This is a genomic window from Haladaptatus salinisoli (assembly GCF_020614375.1).
Taxonomy (GTDB): Archaea; Halobacteriota; Halobacteria; order Halobacteriales; family Haladaptataceae; genus Haladaptatus; species Haladaptatus salinisoli.
In genome coordinates this window covers 327,491-345,986 of record NZ_CP085330.1, presented here as the reverse complement: position 1 = coordinate 345,986, position 18,496 = coordinate 327,491, and the positions used below count along the sequence as shown (strand labels likewise).

At 67.1% G+C, this 18,496-nt stretch carries 17 protein-coding genes; 5 read left to right on the top strand and 12 right to left on the bottom strand.

Going from position 1 to position 18,496, the window contains the following annotated elements:
• The first annotated feature begins 25 nt into the window (after positions 1-25).
• Positions 26-277: a hypothetical protein gene (locus LIX00_RS22245; RefSeq protein WP_227356709.1), complete on the top strand. Its 252-nt coding sequence runs from the start codon at positions 26-28 to the stop codon at positions 275-277.
• Between the two features lie 24 nt (positions 278-301).
• On the opposite strand, the gene LIX00_RS22240 is transcribed toward LIX00_RS22245, so the two are convergent.
• On the bottom strand, positions 302-1,138 hold the full coding sequence (locus LIX00_RS22240; protein WP_227356708.1) for an amidohydrolase family protein: 837 nt from the start codon (positions 1,136-1,138) through the stop codon (positions 302-304).
• Between the two features lie 79 nt (positions 1,139-1,217).
• Here LIX00_RS22240 and LIX00_RS22235 point away from each other — a divergent pair, with 79 nt between their 5' ends.
• Complete coding sequence (locus LIX00_RS22235; RefSeq protein WP_227356707.1) at positions 1,218-2,381, top strand: CaiB/BaiF CoA transferase family protein; 1,164 nt, start codon at positions 1,218-1,220, stop codon at positions 2,379-2,381.
• Positions 2,382-2,435: 54 nt separating this feature from the next.
• Here LIX00_RS22235 and LIX00_RS22230 read toward each other — a convergent pair whose 3' ends face one another.
• Together LIX00_RS22230 and LIX00_RS22225 are read right to left on the bottom strand one after the other, a co-directional pair.
• Positions 2,436-3,914, bottom strand: a complete 1,479-nt coding sequence (locus LIX00_RS22230; RefSeq protein ID WP_227356706.1) for a S8 family peptidase — start codon at positions 3,912-3,914, stop codon at positions 2,436-2,438.
• A 142-nt stretch (positions 3,915-4,056) separates the two neighbouring features.
• Positions 4,057-5,607: an aldehyde dehydrogenase family protein gene (locus LIX00_RS22225; protein ID WP_227356705.1), complete on the bottom strand. Its 1,551-nt coding sequence runs from the start codon at positions 5,605-5,607 to the stop codon at positions 4,057-4,059.
• Positions 5,608-5,793: 186 nt separating this feature from the next.
• Here LIX00_RS22225 and LIX00_RS22220 point away from each other — a divergent pair, with 186 nt between their 5' ends.
• Together LIX00_RS22220 and LIX00_RS22215 are read left to right on the top strand one after the other, a co-directional pair.
• Complete coding sequence (locus LIX00_RS22220; RefSeq protein ID WP_227356704.1) at positions 5,794-6,861, top strand: zinc-dependent alcohol dehydrogenase family protein; 1,068 nt, start codon at positions 5,794-5,796, stop codon at positions 6,859-6,861.
• Positions 6,862-7,029: 168 nt separating this feature from the next.
• Positions 7,030-7,392 carry a hypothetical protein gene (locus tag LIX00_RS22215; RefSeq protein ID WP_227356703.1) on the top strand — a complete coding sequence of 121 codons (363 nt, stop codon included), beginning with the start codon at positions 7,030-7,032 and terminating at the stop codon, positions 7,390-7,392.
• 46 nt (positions 7,393-7,438) lie between these two features.
• On the opposite strand, the gene LIX00_RS22210 is transcribed toward LIX00_RS22215, so the two are convergent.
• The 7 genes from LIX00_RS22210 to LIX00_RS22180 form a co-directional block, all read right to left on the bottom strand.
• Positions 7,439-9,052, bottom strand: a complete 1,614-nt coding sequence (locus LIX00_RS22210) for an ArnT family glycosyltransferase (RefSeq protein ID WP_227356702.1) — start codon at positions 9,050-9,052, stop codon at positions 7,439-7,441.
• 180 nt (positions 9,053-9,232) lie between these two features.
• Positions 9,233-9,499: a hypothetical protein gene (locus LIX00_RS22205; RefSeq protein ID WP_227356701.1), complete on the bottom strand. Its 267-nt coding sequence runs from the start codon at positions 9,497-9,499 to the stop codon at positions 9,233-9,235.
• A 173-nt stretch (positions 9,500-9,672) separates the two neighbouring features.
• The gene (locus tag LIX00_RS22200; RefSeq protein ID WP_368410778.1) at positions 9,673-10,197 is read right to left on the bottom strand and encodes a universal stress protein; all 525 of its coding nucleotides are present in this window, start codon (positions 10,195-10,197) and stop codon (positions 9,673-9,675) included.
• The gene (locus tag LIX00_RS22195) at positions 10,194-12,095 is read right to left on the bottom strand and encodes a PAS domain S-box protein (protein ID WP_227356700.1); all 1,902 of its coding nucleotides are present in this window, start codon (positions 12,093-12,095) and stop codon (positions 10,194-10,196) included. Before LIX00_RS22195 ends, LIX00_RS22200 begins: the two co-directional genes overlap by 4 nt.
• 124 nt (positions 12,096-12,219) lie before the next feature.
• On the bottom strand, positions 12,220-13,674 hold the full coding sequence (locus tag LIX00_RS22190) for a Coenzyme F420 hydrogenase/dehydrogenase, beta subunit C-terminal domain (RefSeq protein WP_227356699.1): 1,455 nt from the start codon (positions 13,672-13,674) through the stop codon (positions 12,220-12,222).
• The gene (locus tag LIX00_RS22185) at positions 13,667-15,373 is read right to left on the bottom strand and encodes a nitrite/sulfite reductase (RefSeq protein ID WP_227357174.1); all 1,707 of its coding nucleotides are present in this window, start codon (positions 15,371-15,373) and stop codon (positions 13,667-13,669) included. The genes LIX00_RS22190 and LIX00_RS22185 overlap by 8 nt, the downstream gene beginning before the upstream one ends.
• Before the next feature lie 211 nt (positions 15,374-15,584).
• Positions 15,585-16,538, bottom strand: a complete 954-nt coding sequence (locus LIX00_RS22180) for a PHP domain-containing protein (protein ID WP_227356698.1) — start codon at positions 16,536-16,538, stop codon at positions 15,585-15,587.
• A gap of 105 nt (positions 16,539-16,643) precedes the next feature.
• Between LIX00_RS22180 and LIX00_RS22175 the strand changes: the two genes are divergently transcribed.
• Complete coding sequence (locus LIX00_RS22175; RefSeq protein ID WP_227356697.1) at positions 16,644-16,823, top strand: hypothetical protein; 180 nt, start codon at positions 16,644-16,646, stop codon at positions 16,821-16,823.
• A gap of 149 nt (positions 16,824-16,972) precedes the next feature.
• Here the strand turns inward: LIX00_RS22175 and LIX00_RS22170 are convergent, their stop codons facing one another.
• Both LIX00_RS22170 and LIX00_RS22165 read right to left on the bottom strand, forming a co-directional pair.
• Entirely contained in the window at positions 16,973-17,629 is a 657-nt protein-coding gene (locus tag LIX00_RS22170) for an O-methyltransferase (RefSeq protein ID WP_227356696.1), read from the bottom strand.
• A 122-nt stretch (positions 17,630-17,751) separates the two neighbouring features.
• Positions 17,752-18,420 (bottom strand): helix-turn-helix domain-containing protein, encoded by a 669-nt coding sequence (locus LIX00_RS22165; RefSeq protein WP_227356695.1) that lies wholly within the window; start codon positions 18,418-18,420, stop codon positions 17,752-17,754.
• Between the last annotated feature and the right edge of the window lie 76 nt (positions 18,421-18,496).

Here is an 18,496-nt window from a genome sequence, read left to right as displayed (position 1 = left end):
CTCGCGCGGTCAGTTTCGCCCGATCGTGACATCCGACGAGAAGAACCGCGACGACCCGCTCCGACGGGTCGGGAACGACGAAATCGCGGCCGCGATTCGAGACGCGCCGGCGCCGGTCGTGAACACGGGGTACCTCGCGGGCGAGTTCGAAACGTCGACCGAATCGATGCGCGAGCGTTTGGACGAACTGGTCGCCGACGGCGTCCTCGAACGCGCCGAGGCCCGCGGCCGAGGCCACCTCTGGTGGTGCACCGTCGAAACCGAACTCGGCGAGTGAGTTCTCCGACGCCGGAACGGCGCGTCAGTCCCGCTCGCCGAGGAACCGCTCCGCGGTTCGGCGGAAGATGTCGCGGTACGTCGACTCCGGGAGGTCCCGGTCGAGCAACCCCCGTCGCTCCTCCTCGTAGGGGTAGGGGACGTTCGGAAAGTCGGAGCCGAACATGACGGAGCGGGAGAGCGAGGTCAGCGTCTCGTCGGATATCGAAGACGGGTCGAATCCCAGCACGTCGGCCGAGCGCGGCGAGAGGGCCATCGTCGTGTCCAAGAACACCTGGTCGTGCCGGCGGGCGAACTCCAGGAACTCCGCCGCCTCGTAGGTCCCCATGTGGGCCGCGCAGGCCCGCACGTCCGGGTGCGATTCGATAAACTGCGCGAACTGGTCGGCCCCGACGTGGGGGCTCTCCTCGAACATCGGGGCGGTTCCGGCGTGGAACAGTATCGGCCGGTCGTACTCGGCGGCGAGGTCGAACGCCGGTTCCAGTCGGGGGTCCGCCGGCCCGCACTCCTGTACCGGACACTGGAACTTCAGCCCTCGCGCGCCCGCCTCGAACGCGTTTCGCACCACCGCCTCGACGTCGTCGTCGCCGTGGACCGTGGCGAACGGGACGGCCATCTCGGAGGCGGCGGCTTCGCGGAGCACCCACTCGTTCAGGTCGGCGGCCATGCCCGCCTCGTGCGCGTAGGGGAGCGCGAAGTAGCGCTCCACGCCCGCCGACCGCAGCGCGTTCTCCATCGCCTCCCGCTCCACGGGATGGTCGAACGTCCACCCCGCGTCGCGGGCCAGCGAGTCGCGTATCGCCGCCATCAGGCGCGGCGGCATCAGGTGGACGTGCGCGTCGACGGTTCCGGAGATTGCCATGCGGAAACGGTTGTCCGGCGACTCGCTTGAAACGTTCGGCGTCCCGAACCATTTAGTCGTCCGCTTCCTCTCTACCGCCATGCGACTCGACGACGTGCGCGTGCTCGACCTCTCCCGACTCCTCCCCGGACCGTACGCGACGCAACTCCTCGCCGACCTCGGCGCGACGGTGCTCAAGATAGAGGAACCGGCGGACGGCGACTACGCCCGCGGGATGGGGACGGTCGGGGAGAGCGGTTACGGCCGCATCTTCGAGGCGGTGAACCGCGGGAAGCGGAGCGTCGCCCTCGACCTCAAGGACGAGGCCGGGCGCGAGGCGTTCTACGAACTGGTCGAAGGTGCGGACGTCGTGTTCGAGACCTTCCGTCCCGGCGTCGCCGAGCGATTGGAAATCGGCCGCGAGACGCTCTCGCGGTACAACGAGGAGCTGATTTACGTCTCCCTCTCGGGGTACGGGCGGGAGAGCCCCAACGCGAAGCGGGCGGGCCACGACCTCAACTACGCCGGGGCCAGTGGTCTCTTGGACATGACGCGACCGGACGCGGACTCGAAGCCGACGATACCCGGCTATCCGGTGGTCGATATGGCGAGCGGTCTGTTCTCGGCGTTCAGCATCGTTAGCGCGTTGCTCGCTCGGGAACTCGGTTCGGGTGGAACGCGCGTCGATATCGCGATGACGGACGTGATGCTGTCGTTCTCGCAACTCTTCGCCGGCGGCGCGCTCGCCGGCGACGCGCCCCGCCCGGGGGAGACGATGTTGACGGGGAAGTACCCCTGCTACGACGTGTACCGCACCGCGGACGGACGATATCTGACGCTTGCAGCCCTCGAACCCAAGTTCTGGAACGCGCTCTGCGCGGCGATGGACCGGCCCGAACTCGCCGAGAACCACCTCAGCGACGACCCGGCGGTTCGAACGGCCGTCCGGGAGACGCTGCGGGACGCGTTCGAGTCGAAGCCCCTCGAAGCGTGGCTCGACGAGTTCGAGGACGTGGACACGGCGGTCGGCGGCGTGTTCACCCTCCCGGAGGCGCTCGACGACCCGCAGACGGCGGCTCGTGACATGGTCGTGACCGAGTCGGGAGCGCCGCCCCGTCTCGGGTTCCCCGCCCGCACTCCGGCGGCCGAGTCGGTTCCGACGACCGTCCCCGACCGCGGCGAGCACACCGAGGACGCGCTCCGGGAGGCGGGCCTCGCGCCCGACGAAATCGAGCGGGTGCTCGGCCGCGACCGAACTGAGTGATGTTCGAACGGGGCGGTCGAACCGACGAAAAGAGCGAAACGAGTTCGTTTCGCGTTACTCGCGTCGGGCGGCCTCGGCGACGGCCCCCGGTGCGTGGACGATTCCCGCGCCGAGGTCCGCGTCGCCCTTGCCGTTGCTGTAGCGCGCCGTGTTCTCGATGACGCTCTGTACTTCCTTCGCGCTCAAGTCCGGGTTGACCTCGCGGACGAGCGCGACCAGTCCGGCGACCTGCGGGGCCGCCATCGACGTGCCCGCGTACCAGGCGTACGCGGCACCGTCGTTGAGGTCCGGCGGCACCGACGAGAGGACGAGGTTCGTCGGGTAGGGCCACTCGGTGTCGGACGCGAGCGTCTTTTCGAGGGTCTCGTATCCGCCGCCGGGCGCGCCGACGTCGATGTCGCTGGTGCCGTAGTTCGAGTAGAACACGCGTTCGTTGTTCGGTCCCGTCGCGGAGACGCTGATGGAACCGGGGACGCTGTTCGGGAGCGTGTAGTAGCCCTCGTGCTGGAGGTCGGCGCTCGAGTTCCCGGCGCTCGTCGTGACGACGGTACCCCTTTGGACGGCGGATTGGATGACCGTCTGGTAACCGACGTGCTCCCCGCTGCTGTGCGCGTCGCCCTTGACGACGCCGCCGCCGAGGCTCATGTTCGCGGCGTCGGCGCTGATTCGCCCCGCGTAGTCGATGGCGCTGAGGATGTCGAAGTCGGTCGTCCAGAGCGTCGTCACCGTGATGCTCTCTTCCTCGCCGTCGCCGTCCTCGTCGTACGGATAGCCGGTGAGTTCCTTCCAGTAGAACACGCGAAGCGGCACCACCTCGGCGTCCGGAGCCATCCCCGCGACGCCGAGGGTTCCGTCGTGTTTCCCCGTGGCGATGCCGGCGCAGTGACTCCCGTGCGAGTGTACGTCGTCGGCCGCCGCCTGCGACCGCGTGTCCGGCGCTCCCAGGTAGGTGTAGGAGGCGATTTCCTCGCCGCTCGGGGGGAGTCGCGCGTCTATGGTCGTGTCACCCGCGACCGTGGGGCTCCCGTCGGGGCTGGTTACGCCGTCCGCGCGGAACAGTTGGCCCCGTTCGACGCTGTTGCGGAGGTCGGGGTGCGCGGTGTCGATGCCGGTGTCGATGATGGCGACCGTCCGCCCGTCGCCGGTCGCGGCGTCGTGCGCCTCGAACGCGCCGGTCGTATCGGCGTGCTTGTCCCACTGGAGGCTCGCGTACTCCTCGTCCATCGATTCGTCGGTGGATTCCAGTTCGGGTCCGACCGGTCGATAGCCGAGGTTCGGTGCGACGTGCTCGACGCCGTCGACCCCCCGAACGGTCGATTCGGCGTCCGCGGCGACGAGCAGGACGCGCCCGTCGGCGATGGCCGCCCGCACGTCGACCCCCGCTCGATCGAGGCGCTCTCGGACGCCCTTCTCTCGAACGGTCGCGACGAACTGGTCGCGGCCGTCCGCGGCGCTGGAGACGCCCATCGCGGTCAGTGCCACGGCGCCGGCCGCCGCGCTTTTCAGAAATTCTCGCCTGTCGATTTTCGACATGACGCACATACGTTATTCTTCTTACACCATATATTTTGCCACGGAAATAACGATTTTATCGGGGGAGACCGTTTCGGCGGACCGCCGCTCGCCCGCCGGTTTCCGACCGAACGAGGCGGGCGACCCGAAAGTGTCCGATAGCTCACCCGAACTTCGGAAGGTTGCCGAAGTTACACACGACCGTCTTGGTCTGGCGGTAGGCGTCGAACGCCTCCACGTCGAGTTCGCGCCCGATACCGCTCTGTTTGTAGCCGCCGTGCGGGAGGTTGTCGACTAGTTCGTTGTACGTGTTGACCCAGACCGTCCCGGCCTCGATTTCGGCGGCCATCTCGTGCGCCGTTTCGAGGTCGGTCGTCCAGACCCCGGAGGTCAGCCCGTACTCGGTGTCGTTGGCCTGCGCGACGACCTCGTCGCGCTCCGACCACTCGAAGACGGAGAGGACGGGGCCGAATATCTCCTCCCGCGCGACGGTGTGGTCGGGTTCAACGCCCACGAGGACGGTCGGTTCGAAGAACGGCGCGCCGTCGAGGTCCCCGTCGTCCATTCGCTCCCCGCCGACGAGCACCCGCGCACCCTCGGCCTTCGCCGTCTCGACGTAGGAACGGACGGCCTCCAAGTGGTCGTGGTCGACGAGCGGGCCGATGTCCGTGGTCGGGGAGAGCGGGTCGCCGACGGTGAGTCGCTCCATCTCCTCGGTGAACCGCTCCAGGAACTCGTCGGCGACGTCCTCGTGGAGGTACAGCCGCGACCCGGCGGTGCACTGCTCGCCCTGATTGAAGAAGATGCTGATGAGCGTCCCCTCGACCGCCTTCTCCAGGTCGGCGTCGGGGAAGACGATGTTCGGACTCTTCCCGCCGAGTTCGAGCGACACCGGCGTTATCGTCTCCGCGGCGTCTCGCATCACCGACCGCCCCGCGGCCGTCGAACCGGTGAGCGCGACCTTCCGAATCTTCTCGTGGTTCGCTATCGCGGACCCGACCTCGGAGCCGCTTCCCGTGACGACGTTTACCGTTCCGTCCGGGAGGATTCGGTCCATGATTCGCCCGAGTTCGAGCGTCGAGAGGACGGCCCGACTCGCGGGTTTGAACACGACGGCGTTCCCGGCGGCGAGCGCCGGGGCGACCTTCCACGCGACGAACATCGAGGGAAAGTTCCACGCGCTTATCTGGCCGACGACGCCGTACGGTTCGCTCCGCGTGTAACACAGCTTGTCGCCGTTCGCGGTGGGGTGTCGCCCGGCCTCGGCCGTCCGCGCGATGCTGGCGAAGTGGCGAAACTGCTCGACCGTGATGGTCATGTCGACGAGCAGCGAGTGCTGGTTGGGCTTTCCCATCTCGAGCGAGTCGAGGCGGGCCAACTCGACCTTCCGGTCCTCTATCTCGTCCGCGATTTCAAACAGCGCGTCCGCGCGTTGGGTCGCCGACAACTGCCCCCACGCCCCGTCGAAGGCGTCCCGCGCGGCCGCGACCGCCCGGTCGACGTCGTCCCGCGTTCCGGCCTGATAGGTCGCCAGCGTCTCGCCCGTCGTCGCGTCGGTCGCTTCGTTCGTCTCGCCCGTCTCGCCGATCACCCACTCGCCGCCGACGAGTAATCCGTAGGGTTCGTCCGGAAGGATGTCGTCGGCGACCGTTCGGTGCTGTTCCGCTACCTCCTCGCTTATCGTTCCGTACTCGGAATCGTTCTCGCGTTGCATGGGATGTGGTCACCGTCGTTCGCGGCGTTCGGGAGGCGTCTCCGCCCCGCGATGTGACAGATAGGTGTTATCACGGAACGCGAAAGCGGTAGCGCCACTAATGCACGGCGCGTTAAAGCCCCCGCAAAAAACGAACCTCGCATACCCTGCCCAACACTAATCACCTCTTGGAATAGAGGGAGTGTCATGCGAGCCGCCGTGTTCAAAGGGGTGAACGAACCGCTCCAAATCGAGGAAGTCGACGAGCCGGAGCCAGCCGACGACGAGGTCGTCGTCGAGACGGAAGCGTGCGGCGTCTGCCGAAGCGACTGGCACGCCTGGCAGGGCGACTGGGACTGGATCGGCGTCATGCCGACCGAGGGACTGATATTCGGCCACGAAGCCGCCGGGACGGTGGTCGAGGTCGGGGACGACGTCGAACGACTCCGCGAGGGCGACCGGGTCACCGCGCCGTTCAACTTGAGCGACGGGACGTGCGTCCACTGCCGAAACGGTCGCGGGAACATCTGCGAACGGATGGTTCCGATGGGCTTTCTCGAGATGGCCCCGGGCGGGTTCGCGGAGCGGTTCCCGGTCCGGGCGGCCGACCAGAACGCGGTGAAACTGCCCGACGAGGTCGACCCCGTCAGCGTCGCCGGTCTGGGCTGTCGGTTCGCCACCGCGTACCACGGCCTCGCCCACCGCGTCGACCTGACGCCGGGCGACTGGGTGGCGGTTCACGGCTGCGGCGGCGTCGGCCTGTCGGCGGTTCACATCGCCGACGCGCTCGGCGCGAACGTCGTCGCCGTCGATATCGACGACGACGCGCTCGCGAAGGCCGAGAAACTCGGCGCGGTCGAGACGATTCCCGTGACGGAGGTGGCCGACGTTCCGCAGGCCGTGAAAGGGGTCACCGACGGCAGTCGCGGCGTCGACATCTCCATCGACGCGCTCGGCATCGCCGAGACCTGCCGCAACTCGGTGAACAGCCTCGGGAAGGGCGGTCAACACCTGCAGATAGGGCTGACGACATCGGAGGAGGAAGGGGAGGTCTCGCTGCCGGTCGACGTGATGGCCATGGACGAACGGGACTTCTACGGGGCGTTCGGGATGCCGCCGAACAGGTACGACGAGATATTCCGGATGATGGAGTACGGGTCCATCGACCCGGGCAGAATCGTCGCCGAGACCATCGCCCTCGAAGACGTGCCGGAGACGCTCACGTCGTTAGGAACCTACGACACCGTCGGCATCCCAGTCGTCACCGAGTTCTGAACCGGGCGAGCAGGGAAGGTTCGGATTCTCACCCATGGGCGCTACCGGGAGCCATCAGACATTCAAACGTTCCCGGCGTAGGATACGACGGGTGGGAACGATGGACGAATACGAACATCGTCAGAAAGGTCACGAAATCGTACAGCGCCTCTGGGGAGGGGTGTAAGTATGGGCATCGTCTCTACGACCATCATCTTCGTCATCAGCCTGCTGGTCGGGGGGTTGGGCATCTACGTCGGCGCTAGAATGATACTCGGCCGCTCGACGAGCTACCTCCACGCCGTCGTAACCGCGCTCATCGGCGCGATAGTGTGGGGCATCGTCAGCCTCTTCGTCGGGTGGATACCCATCCTCGGCGCGCTCCTGGCGCTCATCGCGTGGGTCGGCGTCATCAACTGGCGCTACCCCGGCGGGTGGGGGAACGCGATAGTGATCGGGTTGATAGCGTGGATCGCGTCGGGCGTCGTGCTGTGGCTGCTCGCGCTGCTCAACATAGTCTCGGCCGGGGCACTCGGAGTGTCGGGCGCGTGACGCACCGTTTTGCGGACGGCGAGGTCGCCTCGCCGTCCGCGCCGAATCATCGACCGTCCGCGAGAACCCGGACGATAAGCACCCCCTCGTTTTCGTAGGCGATCCGATACCGCTCGCTTCGCTCCAGCGAGCGACGCATGCGCTCCGGTTGGTCGAACGTCGCTCCTCGGACCGTGTACGTCCCCTTCGGAACGTACACGTACGTCGGTCGGACGCCCTTAGACCGAAGCTCGTTCGTCAGACAACCGGCGGTGTGACACGCGGAGAGGTCGGTGTACGCGTCCATCTGGTGGCGATACTTCGCGGGCGTCTTCCACTCGACGCCCCACGGACCGACGAGCATCGTCCGCTCCGTGAGGTACGGGAACCACTCGGCGGCGTCGCCGAGGACGACGAACTCCGCGTCGCTCGGCGTCTCGGACTGCACCCACTCCATCGCCTCGGTGTCGTCCTGGTCGATGAACGCCGGCATCGGCGTTTGGCCCGCGACGGGAAGCCCGGCCGCGAACAGGGTTCCGAAGACGACGAGGAGACCGAGGACGAACGCCCGAACCGCGGTCGGCGAAACCGCTCCGCCGTCCGACCCGGAGAGCCGCGACTGTATCGCCGGAACCACGTCGGTGAGACCCATCGTGACGAGCAGAACGCCGGGAACGAAGGCGAACCGTATCTCGTCCATCAGGAAGACGGCGGCGCCGAACCAAATCGGGAGGAACGGTCGCCGTTCGGAGACGAAGTAGTAGATCCCGAGCGCCAGCAGGAGGTACCAGACGACGATGAAGACGGACGTCGAGAGCGGGTCTTCGAGCCGTTGGACGAACAGCGCCGGTCCCGCACCGAGTCCGCCGTGCGTTCCCGCCGCGGACGTGAGGACGCCGATGCCGTGGTTCGAGGCGACCAACGCTATCCACGGTAACGCTATCGCCAGTCCGGCCCCCGCGACGGTGGCTCCGTCGCGCAAGCCGACGAGCGACCGACTCTCCGCGGCGAAGAGGAGCACGTAACTCACGCCGAAGAAGACCGCGTACGTCGGGTGCGTCAACACCGTCAGCCCGAAGAGGGCGCACGCGGGGAGGAGCCACCGCCGACCCCCCTCGCGGAACAGTCTGATTCCGACGTACAGTCCGCAGAGGAGGAGCAAGAACGCGGGGCCGCGGACGATGCCGCCGGCCGAGAGGTGCCACTCGAGGAGCACGGGCGTGACGGCGGCGATTATCGCGGCGACGCCCGCCCGCGTCGGCGACGGCAGGAGTTCGCGGGCCATATAGTAGTACGGAATGGGGGCTAATATCGTCGCCACGGTCGGGAGCGCGCGGGGTATCACGAGCGGATCGACGCCGATGTCGAGGAGGACCGCGATGAGGTAGAACGCGAGCGGCGGATACGCGAAGGGGACGCCGTCCCGCGTGTATCCGGAGATGTGTTTCGGAAACGCGTAATTTCGCTCCGCTATCGTCTCGGCTATCTCGAGAAAGAGGCCGGCACCGAACGCCGGGTAGGGGTGCGTGAGGAGATAGGCGCTGGTGACGAAGACGGCGACGGCGAGAACCGACGCCAGTCGACGACGGCCGGCGAACAGGAGTACGGGGAGGCGAGTTTTTCCGAGACCGCGTTCGAACCATCCAGAAGAATCGTCCGTATTTTCGTCAGTGTTGCTCATGAGGGCAGTTCAGAGTCGCGTATAAGGGGGATTCCTCCAACGGCAAAAGGGATTGTGGCCGTGAAATTTCCCCCACCGTCGTTTGTATTCTCGCCCTCCTCGTTCGTTTTTGGCGTTCCCGTCGGTGAGCGATACCGACCGCCGCGTACTCGCGCCGACGAACCCCGCTTTCGGGTCGCGCTACGCTACGAGACGAGACGCGGTCGAGATGAACAGGCATCCGAGGAGGACGAAGAAGACGCTGAGCAGTTCGTACCCGAACAGCACGCTGACGACGCCGAACCAGAGAAACAGTCCGAACACGCTGCTGAGAAACAGCGCCGTCCAGAACCCCCACATCGGACTCGAGCGCGCGTCGCGTTCCCTTTCGGTCCCCGTCTCTGCTCGCGTGTCGCTCCCTTCGAACGTCGGATTTTCGACTCTTCTCTTCGACTCCGGTGTCCCCATAGGAACACGCTCTCGCTCGACCGTCCTTGTTATACGGTTCCTGTTCTCGTAGCAGAGTGCGCGTACCTCGCTACGGAGGGCCAACCTCTCCCCGGACGTTCGAACGGCGTCGATTTCCGTCCACCCCGTCGAACCGGCGCGCGGGTTCCGCAGTCCGCGAAGCGCGGGGAACGTTAGATCGGGAGCCGACAGGCGTCTCGCCTCGCGACCATCACGGGGACGTCGGCCGCGCGGACGACGCGTTCGGCGACGCTGCCCGCCTTCACGAACCGGCCGAGACCCGACCGTCCGTGCGTGCCCATCACGACGAGGTCGATATCGTAGTCGTCGGCGTAATCGAGAATCTGCTCGTGCGGGACCCCGTAGCGGAAGGCCTTGACGACGGCGACGCCGAACGCCTCCGCCCGTCGCTCGACCGCTTCGACCGCGTCCTCGCCCGTCGCTTCCTGGCGCTCGACGACGAAATCGACGTGACCCATCGACGAACTCGTCTCGACGACGTACAGCGCGTGTGCGGTCGCTCCGTACTCGGCCGCGATGCCGAGGCCGTTTTCGACGGCGCAGTCCGAACTCGGCGTGCCGTCCGTCGGAATGAGGATTCGGGAGAACACGGCGTCCATAGTCGCGCGGAAACCGGTTAAACGCCGCGGTTCGTTCAGTTCGAGGGCGGGGGTGCGACCGACCGTCGGTTCGTTCACTCGTCGTTCCGCCGGCCGGGCGAGTCGACGGCCGTGAACTCGAACCGCGCGCCGCCGGACTCGCTCTCGGCGACGGTGCAGTTCCAGTCGTACGCGTCGACCAGTCGCGCGACGAACGTGAGACCGAGTCCGATTCCGCCCGTCTCCGTGGTGTAGCCCGCGTCGAAGACCGACCGCCGCGCCGTCTCGGGAATTCCCCCGCCGTCGTCCTCGACGTAGAAGCCGGTCGGGAGGTCGCCGACGCGAACCGTCACCTCCTCGCCGCCGTGTTCGGCCGCGTTTCGGAACAGGTTCTCGAGCAGGTGTCGGAGGTGAACCGGGTCGGCCTCGACCTCGCGCTCGGTTTCGACGAGGAGGGTCGCCGCGGACGCGGCGCGTTTCGTCCACGCGTCCGCGGCGACGGCGGAGAGCGCCACGGTTTCGCGCTCGACGGTCAAATCGGCCCCGCGCGCGGTGACGAGCAGGACGTTTATCATCTCCTCGATTCGGTCGAGGGCGGTCGCGACCTCGTCCGCGGCGGCCTCGTCACCCTCCGTGACGAACGCGAGGTACCCCTTCGCGATGGAGAGCGGATTTCGAAGTTCGTGGGCCAACATGCTCGCGAAGCTCTCCAAGCGGTCGTTCTGGCGCTGGAGTTCCCCTTCGCGCTCGGCCCGGTCGAGCGCGGCCTCGGTGTTGGCGGCGACCGTCTCGGCGAAGTCGAACGCGGGAGGACTCAGCCCGCCGGTCGCCGCGGAGGCGGTGACGAACGCGCCGTGAGAGCCCAGCGGAAAGACGGCCACTTCGGTGACCGTCGGTGCGGTCGAACCGTCCGCAGCGCCGGGGACGTCGGTCACCCGCCGCGGGATTCCCTTCTCGACGGCCTTCCGGACGACGCCGTCTTCGTCCCGAAGCAGCGAGTCGGCGCGCAGAACCTCGGACGCGGCCTCGGTCTCGACGACGGTTCGAACGGCCTCACCCCGTTCGTCGCGGAGTCCTATCGCCGCGCAGGGCAAATCGAGAGTCGTCTCCGCCGTCTCGATGACGCGGTCGCTCACTTCTTCGGCGGTTTCGACCTCCATCAACTCCCGGGTCAGCGAGTTCAACGCCGTCAGGTTGTCCTCCAACCGCTTACGGTCGGTGACCTCCCGCGTGTACGCGACGACGCCCCCGATGAGGGGGTCGTCCAGCAGGTTGCGGTTCCGGGCTTCGAGCACGACCCACGAACCGTCGTCGCGTTCGAATCGAAACTCGGCCGTCGTCCGTCGGTTCGGTTCGTCGATCGTTCGAACGAAGCGCTCCCGGACGTGCTGGCGGTCGTCGGGGTGCACGTAGGAGAGCGCGTTCCGACCGACGAGTTCGTCGGGCGCGTATCCGAGGACGTGTTCGACCGACGGCGTCAGATACCGGAGCGTCCCGTCCGGGTCGAGGACGGCGTTGACGTCCGTCGCCTCCTCGATGAGCGTCTCGTACCGGGTCAGTTCTCGGTTGCGCCGTTCGGTCTCGTACGCCTGCGTGACGGCTCGCGATTCGTTCGCTCCGATGGCGAACCCGCCGACCGCGCCGATTCCCGTGGCGAGCGCGAGCGTCCAAAGCAGGTGGTCGACGGTGACGCTGGGGTTGAGGACGAGCAGGCAGACGACGACGAGAAGCGACCCGAACCCGCCGAGACACCACGCGATGATGCGCGGATACGTCTCCGGGTGGAGGTCGGTCTTCGGCAATCGGTGCCCGACGTACAGCAGGATGATGCCGGGACCGCCCACGAGGACGAAATCGATGAGGGCTTCCGCGAGCGATTCGCCCGTGGCGGTCGCGAGCGCGACCTGTCCCCCGGCGAGCACGACGTACAGCGCACCCAGTCCCACGACGACGCGCTCCCACCCCATCGACGAGACGGATCGCGGGAAGCGGAACATTACCTTCCTTATGGTATCGGTCAGTAATTATATGATTCGGATTCGTAACGGCGACGCCCCGCGGAACGGGTCGGGAAATCGCGGGCGCTAACCGGTCCCAAAAGGCGGGACCGGACGCCGAAAATCAGTGCTCGGCCTCGTGGGGATTGCGCTCCGTACCGTACGCCTCGGCGTGGTCGGTGTACTCGATGAACCGCGGCGCGTCCGGGTCGAACGGTCGCTCCAGCGAGGAGAACGCCTTGTCCTTGTCCCAGCTCTGCAGCCGTCCGATGGCGCTCCGGTTGTAGAGGTCCTCGTACTCGAGGTCCGGTTCGGCGAGGTTCCACGCCTCCAGTCCGGTCTCGGTTCGGACGATGACGCTGGAGTACTCGTCCGGGCTTCCCACGGAGCCGACGGTGAGGTCCGCGCAGTACCCCGTGAAGTCGGCGCACTCGTCGCAGCCCTTCAGCGCGGCGTCGTGGAAGTTCTTGATGGACTCCGAGAACGCGAGTTCGCCGTCGTGGTCGTACACCCGCAGTTCGCCGTCGAGCACGTCCAGCTTGCCGATGTCCTCGGCCGCGATATCCCGTTTTTCCTCCAACTGTTCGCCGATGAGGCGCTCGTGGTTGAAGTTCTTCGTGCACATCAGGGCGATCGTGTAGTCGATGGCGCGCACGCCGCCGTCCTGGGACTGGTAATCCCAGTCGAAATCCTGGAGCGCGCGGATGCCCTCGATTTCGCACGGCGTGCCGACGACGGCGAGGCTCAACTCGTCGACGCTCTTGTCGGGAAGCTTGTGCTCCCACCGCGAGAGGTCTAAGTTACCGAGCGCCATCGTCTGGTTGTAGAAACTCCCCGCGTTCTCGACCAGCTCCTCGCGGTTCGTGGCGAGGAAGCTCTCCGCCTTCCACGCCTCCTCGTCGGACTCCGTGGCGATGAGCGCGCCGTCGATCTCCCCGGCCTCCAAGAGGTGGGAGAGAATCGACGTGACGACGCCGCCGTCCTGGGCGTTCTCGCGCCAGTCGTCGGTGACCTTCGCGGAGAACTCCGTTATCGGGTCGCCCGCGCCCGAGACGTTGTCGTCGCCGCCGGTTATCTTCCACTGGCGCTCGTAGCGCAGGCCGCCGCGGGGACAGAAGTCCCAGCAGAGCGAACAGCCGGTGCACATCTTCACCAGTTCCGGCAGGTCGTCGTCGCCGATGCCGATGGAGTCCGACGGGCAGGCGGCGACGCAGGTGCCGCACTGGATGCAGCGGTCCTCCTCGATGACCGCCTCGTCCAGTTCCATGAACCACGTCTTTTCGTCCGGCGTGTCGATGTCGTTCATCTCGCTCCGGATGGAGTAGGAGGGCGTTTCCAGTTCGACGCCCTCGGGCACTCCGGGGCGGGCCGTCGGATTCCCGCCGTCCACGTCCTGACTGGTGCCGACCGACGGTTCCGTGAACTCGACGTCGCCGAGGTTCCCGTCGTCGTCCACGTTGACGGGCCGCGCGCCGCCGTCCGTTGCGACCTCGTTCGCGGAGCAGGCACACCGGCCGTCCTCGCAGCACCCGTCGGCCGAGGACGAACTAGGCACGCCGGGCATCGGGCGTTCAGTCATCCTGCGCCACCCCTTTGGAGACGGGCGCGTCGGCGCGCTGCATGACGGCTCGCAGTCGGTCGTCGTCGGTTCTGCGGTTCCACTCGTAGAACCGCTCGCCGTCCGCGCGCTCGTCGACGTAGGCCTCGAACAGGTGCTCGATGGCCGGGATGACCGCGTTCGCGGGAACCGCGGTCTCGACCCAGTCGACGAACTCGTTGTCCGCCCCGAGCGACCCGCCGAGGCCGAAGTCCATCCCTTCAACTATCGCGTCGCCCTCCTCGTTCGTCGTCTCGTCGGCGTCCTCGACGTTCACGGTCTCGCCGCGGAAGCCGATGTCGGCTATCTGGGGCTGCGCGCACGACGCCGAGCAACCGCTCATGTGCATCCGCACCACTTCGAGGTCGTCGGGCGCGTCGATTCGGTCGTCCAGTTCCTTGGCCCACCGACGGACGCGGTTTTTCGTCTCGATGATGCCGTAGTTGCAGAACTCCGACCCCGTGCAGCCGACCGCGCCGCGGGAGAAGGGGCCGGGGTCCGGTTGGTAGTCGCCCGCGAACGGTTCGTCGACGAGTTCCCCCACGCGGTCGTCGGGGACGTGCGTTATCAGGAAGTTCTGGTCGGTGGCGAGGCGGAGCGTCGCCTCGTCGGTGCCGTACCGCCGGGCCGCCCGCGCCGCCTCGGCGAACTCGTCGCCGCCCATGCGCCCCGCGATGACGTTGAACCCGACGTACCGCAGGCCGTCCTGCTTCTGGTCGCGGACTCCGACGTGGTCGCCGGTGTAGCCCTCGGAGCGGTCGACGCCGCGCGAGCGCAGGTCGACCGAACACCGGTCTCGAACCGCCTCCTCGAACTTCTCCGCGCCCATCTGCTCGACGAGGTAGCGCATCCGACAGACGCCGCGGTTGTGGCGGTCGCCCAACTCCTTGAACACCTGCGCGACGGCGCGACAGAACTCGACGGCGTCCTCCGGGCGGACGAACACGTCGAGCGGGGAGGCCATGCGCGGCCCGTCCGAGAGGCCGCCGCCGACCTTCGCGTGGAAGCCGTAGTACTCCTCGCCGTCGATTCGCTTCCGGGCGGGCGTCAGCCCGATGTCGTTTATCTGCGACTGCGCGCAGTCCTCCCGGCAGCCGGTTATCGTCATCTTGAACTTCCGCGGCAGGTTCGCGTACTCGCGGTTGCCGGTGAAGAAGTCGGAGACGGCGTCGACGACCGGCTGCGCGTCGAAGCACTCGTGGTCGGTGAGACCCGCCGCGGGGCACCCGAGGACGTTCCGAGCGCCGTCGCCGCAGCCCTGAACGGTGGTGAGGCCGACCTCGTCGTAGCGCCGCCAGATCTCGGGCACGTCCTCGATTTCGATCCAGTGCATCTGGACGTCCTGTCGGGTCGTGATGTCGAGGAAGGCGTCGCCCCAGACCGAGTTCTGGTTCTCGCCGCCGTACTCCTCCGGCGCGGTGGCGAAGTCGTCCGCGACCTCGCCGATGACCTCGGCCTGTTCGGGCGTCAGGCGACCGCCGGGCACCTTGGTGCGGAGCATGAAGTACCCCCGTCGCCGGCCGTGTTTGTACAGGCCGGCCCACTTCAGGCGCTCCCACTCGCCGTCGCCGGCGCGGGCTTCGATTTCGTCGAACGACAACCCCTCGTCGGCGTACTCGTGCACGTCCTCGATGACGTCCAGCGGGTGTTTCTCCTGCTTCCACCGCTCAACCGCGTTCACCGTCGTCACCCCCGTCCGTCGAAGTCGCGGTTGACCGACTAAGCTGATTGATAACTTGCGTCATGCTAGGTTGAGTGTTCGCCGACTCGCTTTTACTCCCGCATGTCGGCAGCATCTGTCGGGGGTCACCGATACAAGCAGGTCTTGCGCCTACCTGTGATGCGGCCGGCGCGCCGGGACGACCGCCGCCGAACCGACCGCGACGCGGCCGTCACCCGAGCAGGAACGGTTGCGTGCTCGACTCGCTCCCCTCCGGAGTCACGAGTCGGGCGCGGACGTACTCGACCCCGTCCGGGAGGTCGCGGTAGCGGACCGAGTCGCCTCGGTCGACGACCTCCCCGTCGGCTATCCACTCCGCGTCGCAGTCGGCCGCGACCACCCGCAGCGTCCCGCGGTCGCGGTCGTGACGAATCGCGTCGATGCTCGGCGGCGACCCTCCCTCGGGGACGAACTGCCAGTAGAACCGCCCCTCCTCGACGGCCGCGCGAACCGCCGCCTCCGTAACCTCCGGGAGGAGCAACACGTTGTAGGCGTGGTCGAAGCCGTACCCCGTCTCCCGCCCGTGGTAGTCGTCGTTGGCGAACCCCCAGACGGCGCGGCGGTTGCCGATCCGCGACTGCACCGCGTCCCAGACCTCTCGGTCCGTCGAGTACCGGTCCGTCGCGTTCACGACCTCCAACCCGAGCAGGTTCGGGTGCGCTTCGAAACGCTCGGCGTACCAGTCGACGTCCGACGCGTCGTGGTACCGACCGGGGTGCGCGAATATCGCCGCGCCGCCGCGCTCGGCGATCGCGTCGAGCGCGTCGTCGACCGTCATATCGGTCGAATCCGCGAGGTCGTTGAACAGGCTCAGCGTGTCGTGGGGGATCTGGTCGTCCGGGCCGCCGAGTTCCACGCCCTCGACGCCGACCATCCCCGAGTCGGCGGGGTTCCGATCCCACCGCTCCCACGGCCAGTTCGACGTTTCGACGGTGTACTCGTGGTCGGTCAGGGCGAGCGCCGCGTACCCGGCCTCGGCGTAGGCGTCGATGACTTCGTCGGGCGGTTCGCTCCCGGAGTGCTTCTCGGTCGACGGATGGGACGAGTGGGCGTGAAACTGGGCCTTCCGCCGCGTCACTCGCTCCCAGTCGACCGACTCGTACGGATTCGCGAGCAGTTCTGGCATTCGTTCGAACGTCGGTCGGCACGACGATAGAAGTTCGCTTCGAGCGGTCCACAAGGCTTATCCCCGACGGCAGTGGCTCTCACGTCGAACGCAGGTGACCGTTCGATGAACTCCACAGACACTCGAGAGGCAGTTCGTGAGATCGCCGAGGCAGCGTTGCTGTTCGGCGTCGTGGCCGCCGCGGCGCTCGTCTTCGTCCCGATTGCGGGCGTCAAACTCGCCGCGGAAGGGCGCGTCCGAACGGCGCTCTGGTGGCTCGTTCGCGGTTGGTCGCACCCCGCCTGACCTCCATCGACACATGTGAACACACCACAAAGCATTTTACGGAAGCCCCCGAAGGGTGTAAACGTGACGAGAAACCCGTGACGCGGGAACGGAGGTCTGGCGCCATCACTCCGACCTCGTCTCGTCACCGCCTCTGACTTCGACGCGGATCACTTCCGATAGCTCACGGCGATTCCCTCGCCCAGCGGGACGACCGACGTTTCGAACGCGGGGTCGTCGCGCACCGTCAGCAGGTACTCCGCGATGCCGCGGGTCTCGTCGTCCATCTCGGGGTCGTCGCCCTCCAGCGCGGCGAGGATGTCGTCGAAATCCTGGATGCCGCTGACCATCGCGTTGTCGGCGACGACGACGCCTCCGGGCGCGACCTTGTCGCGAACCGCCGCCAGCGCCTCGGGGTAGCCGTCCTTGTTGTGGTCGACGAGCACCACGTCGAACGGACCGTCGTGGCGGTCGATTATCTCGTTGGCGTCGCCGTTCTCGAAGACGGCGCGGTCTGCGAATCCGCCCCGTTCGAGGTACTCGCGGGCCTCGCGCAGTTCGTCCTCGTCGTACTCGGTGAGCACGATTTCGCCGTCCTCGGGGAGCGCCTCGGCGAACCAGTAGGCGGAGTAGCCGAACCCCGACCCGAACTCGAAGATTCGCTTCGCGTCCACGGCGCGCGCGAGCAGTCGGAGGAACTGCCCGACCTCGCGTCCGACGGTGGGGAAGTCCTCGCCGCGCTCTTCCATCTCGCGGAGCGTCTCGTCCGGTTCGGAGGTCGCGGCGCGCAGGAATCGTCTCGTCTCGTCCGGCAGAATATCCGTCATACGTCGGGCCACGTCGGCGGACGGGTTAATACTCCGGGTCGAGTGCGGTTCGACGAAGGCGGACGGCACCGAACGACACCGACGTTTCCGGTGTCCGACCGCCCGTCGGCGCGGAAAGTCGACTACCGGCGCTCGTCGTCCCCGACGACGAGCGCGTTCGATATCAGGTTCTTGTACGCCCGCCGGAGGCGCTCCGAGAGCGCCTGGTGAGAGATGCCGAGTTCGTCGGAGAGTTGGTCGCCGGATATCCCCCGCGGGATGTCGTAGTAGCCGCGTTCGAAGGCGGCCACGAGCGTCTCGTACTGTTCTTCCGTGAGGCTGTACTGCCCTCGCCGGGGGGACTCGCTCATCCGATATATCTGCTCTATCTCGATGGGGATGTCGTTGACTTCGCAGAAGTCGTACGTCTCGCCCAACGAGTCCCGGTCGGGGAACATGATTCGGAGTCGCCACTCGGCCTCCTTCCCGGTCGCGCCGACGATGGTTCCCTTCTCGTCGACGAGGACGTGGACGACGAACTGCGTCTGCCCGACCCACTCCATCCGGTAGAGCCACTCGTCGCCCGCCTCCACGAGGAGTTCGACGCCGTCCGTCGTCGGGTCGTCTTCGAGCGCCGCGCGGAGGTCCTCCGCGTACTCGGGGTCGGCCGTCGCCCAGACGTAGGGCATCACGCTCCCCGTTTCGTGGGCGACGACGCGCTCGACTTCGAACTCGACCCCCGGAATCCGTTCGAGCGTCGTCTGTAGCGCGAATCCCGCCGCCGGAAGCCGCACGACAGCCATGGTACTCATACACGTACTACGGTTCACTCACGAAAGACTCTGCCGGCGAACTCCGCGACGGAAGGCGATGCTGGCACGTGCAGGC

Excerpts from the sequence above, each read along its gene's own strand:
- LIX00_RS22240 (WP_227356708.1), bottom strand. The coding sequence starts at position 1,138 with ATGGCAATCTCCGGAACCGTCGACGCGCACGTCCACCTGATGCCGCCG.
- LIX00_RS22235 (WP_227356707.1), top strand. The coding sequence starts at position 1,218 with ATGCGACTCGACGACGTGCGCGTGCTCGACCTCTCCCGACTCCTCCCC.
- LIX00_RS22230 (WP_227356706.1), bottom strand. The coding sequence starts at position 3,914 with ATGTCGAAAATCGACAGGCGAGAATTTCTGAAAAGCGCGGCGGCCGGC.
- LIX00_RS22225 (WP_227356705.1), bottom strand. The coding sequence starts at position 5,607 with ATGCAACGCGAGAACGATTCCGAGTACGGAACGATAAGCGAGGAGGTA.
- LIX00_RS22220 (WP_227356704.1), top strand. The coding sequence starts at position 5,794 with ATGCGAGCCGCCGTGTTCAAAGGGGTGAACGAACCGCTCCAAATCGAG.
- LIX00_RS22215 (WP_227356703.1), top strand. The coding sequence starts at position 7,030 with ATGGGCATCGTCTCTACGACCATCATCTTCGTCATCAGCCTGCTGGTC.
- LIX00_RS22210 (WP_227356702.1), bottom strand. The coding sequence starts at position 9,052 with ATGAGCAACACTGACGAAAATACGGACGATTCTTCTGGATGGTTCGAA.
- LIX00_RS22205 (WP_227356701.1), bottom strand. The coding sequence starts at position 9,499 with ATGGGGACACCGGAGTCGAAGAGAAGAGTCGAAAATCCGACGTTCGAA.
- LIX00_RS22195 (WP_227356700.1), bottom strand. The coding sequence starts at position 12,095 with ATGTTCCGCTTCCCGCGATCCGTCTCGTCGATGGGGTGGGAGCGCGTC.
- LIX00_RS22190 (WP_227356699.1), bottom strand. The coding sequence starts at position 13,674 with ATGACTGAACGCCCGATGCCCGGCGTGCCTAGTTCGTCCTCGGCCGAC.
- LIX00_RS22180 (WP_227356698.1), bottom strand. The coding sequence starts at position 16,538 with ATGCCAGAACTGCTCGCGAATCCGTACGAGTCGGTCGACTGGGAGCGA.
- LIX00_RS22175 (WP_227356697.1), top strand. The coding sequence starts at position 16,644 with ATGAACTCCACAGACACTCGAGAGGCAGTTCGTGAGATCGCCGAGGCA.
- LIX00_RS22170 (WP_227356696.1), bottom strand. The coding sequence starts at position 17,629 with ATGACGGATATTCTGCCGGACGAGACGAGACGATTCCTGCGCGCCGCG.
- LIX00_RS22165 (WP_227356695.1), bottom strand. The coding sequence starts at position 18,420 with ATGAGTACCATGGCTGTCGTGCGGCTTCCGGCGGCGGGATTCGCGCTA.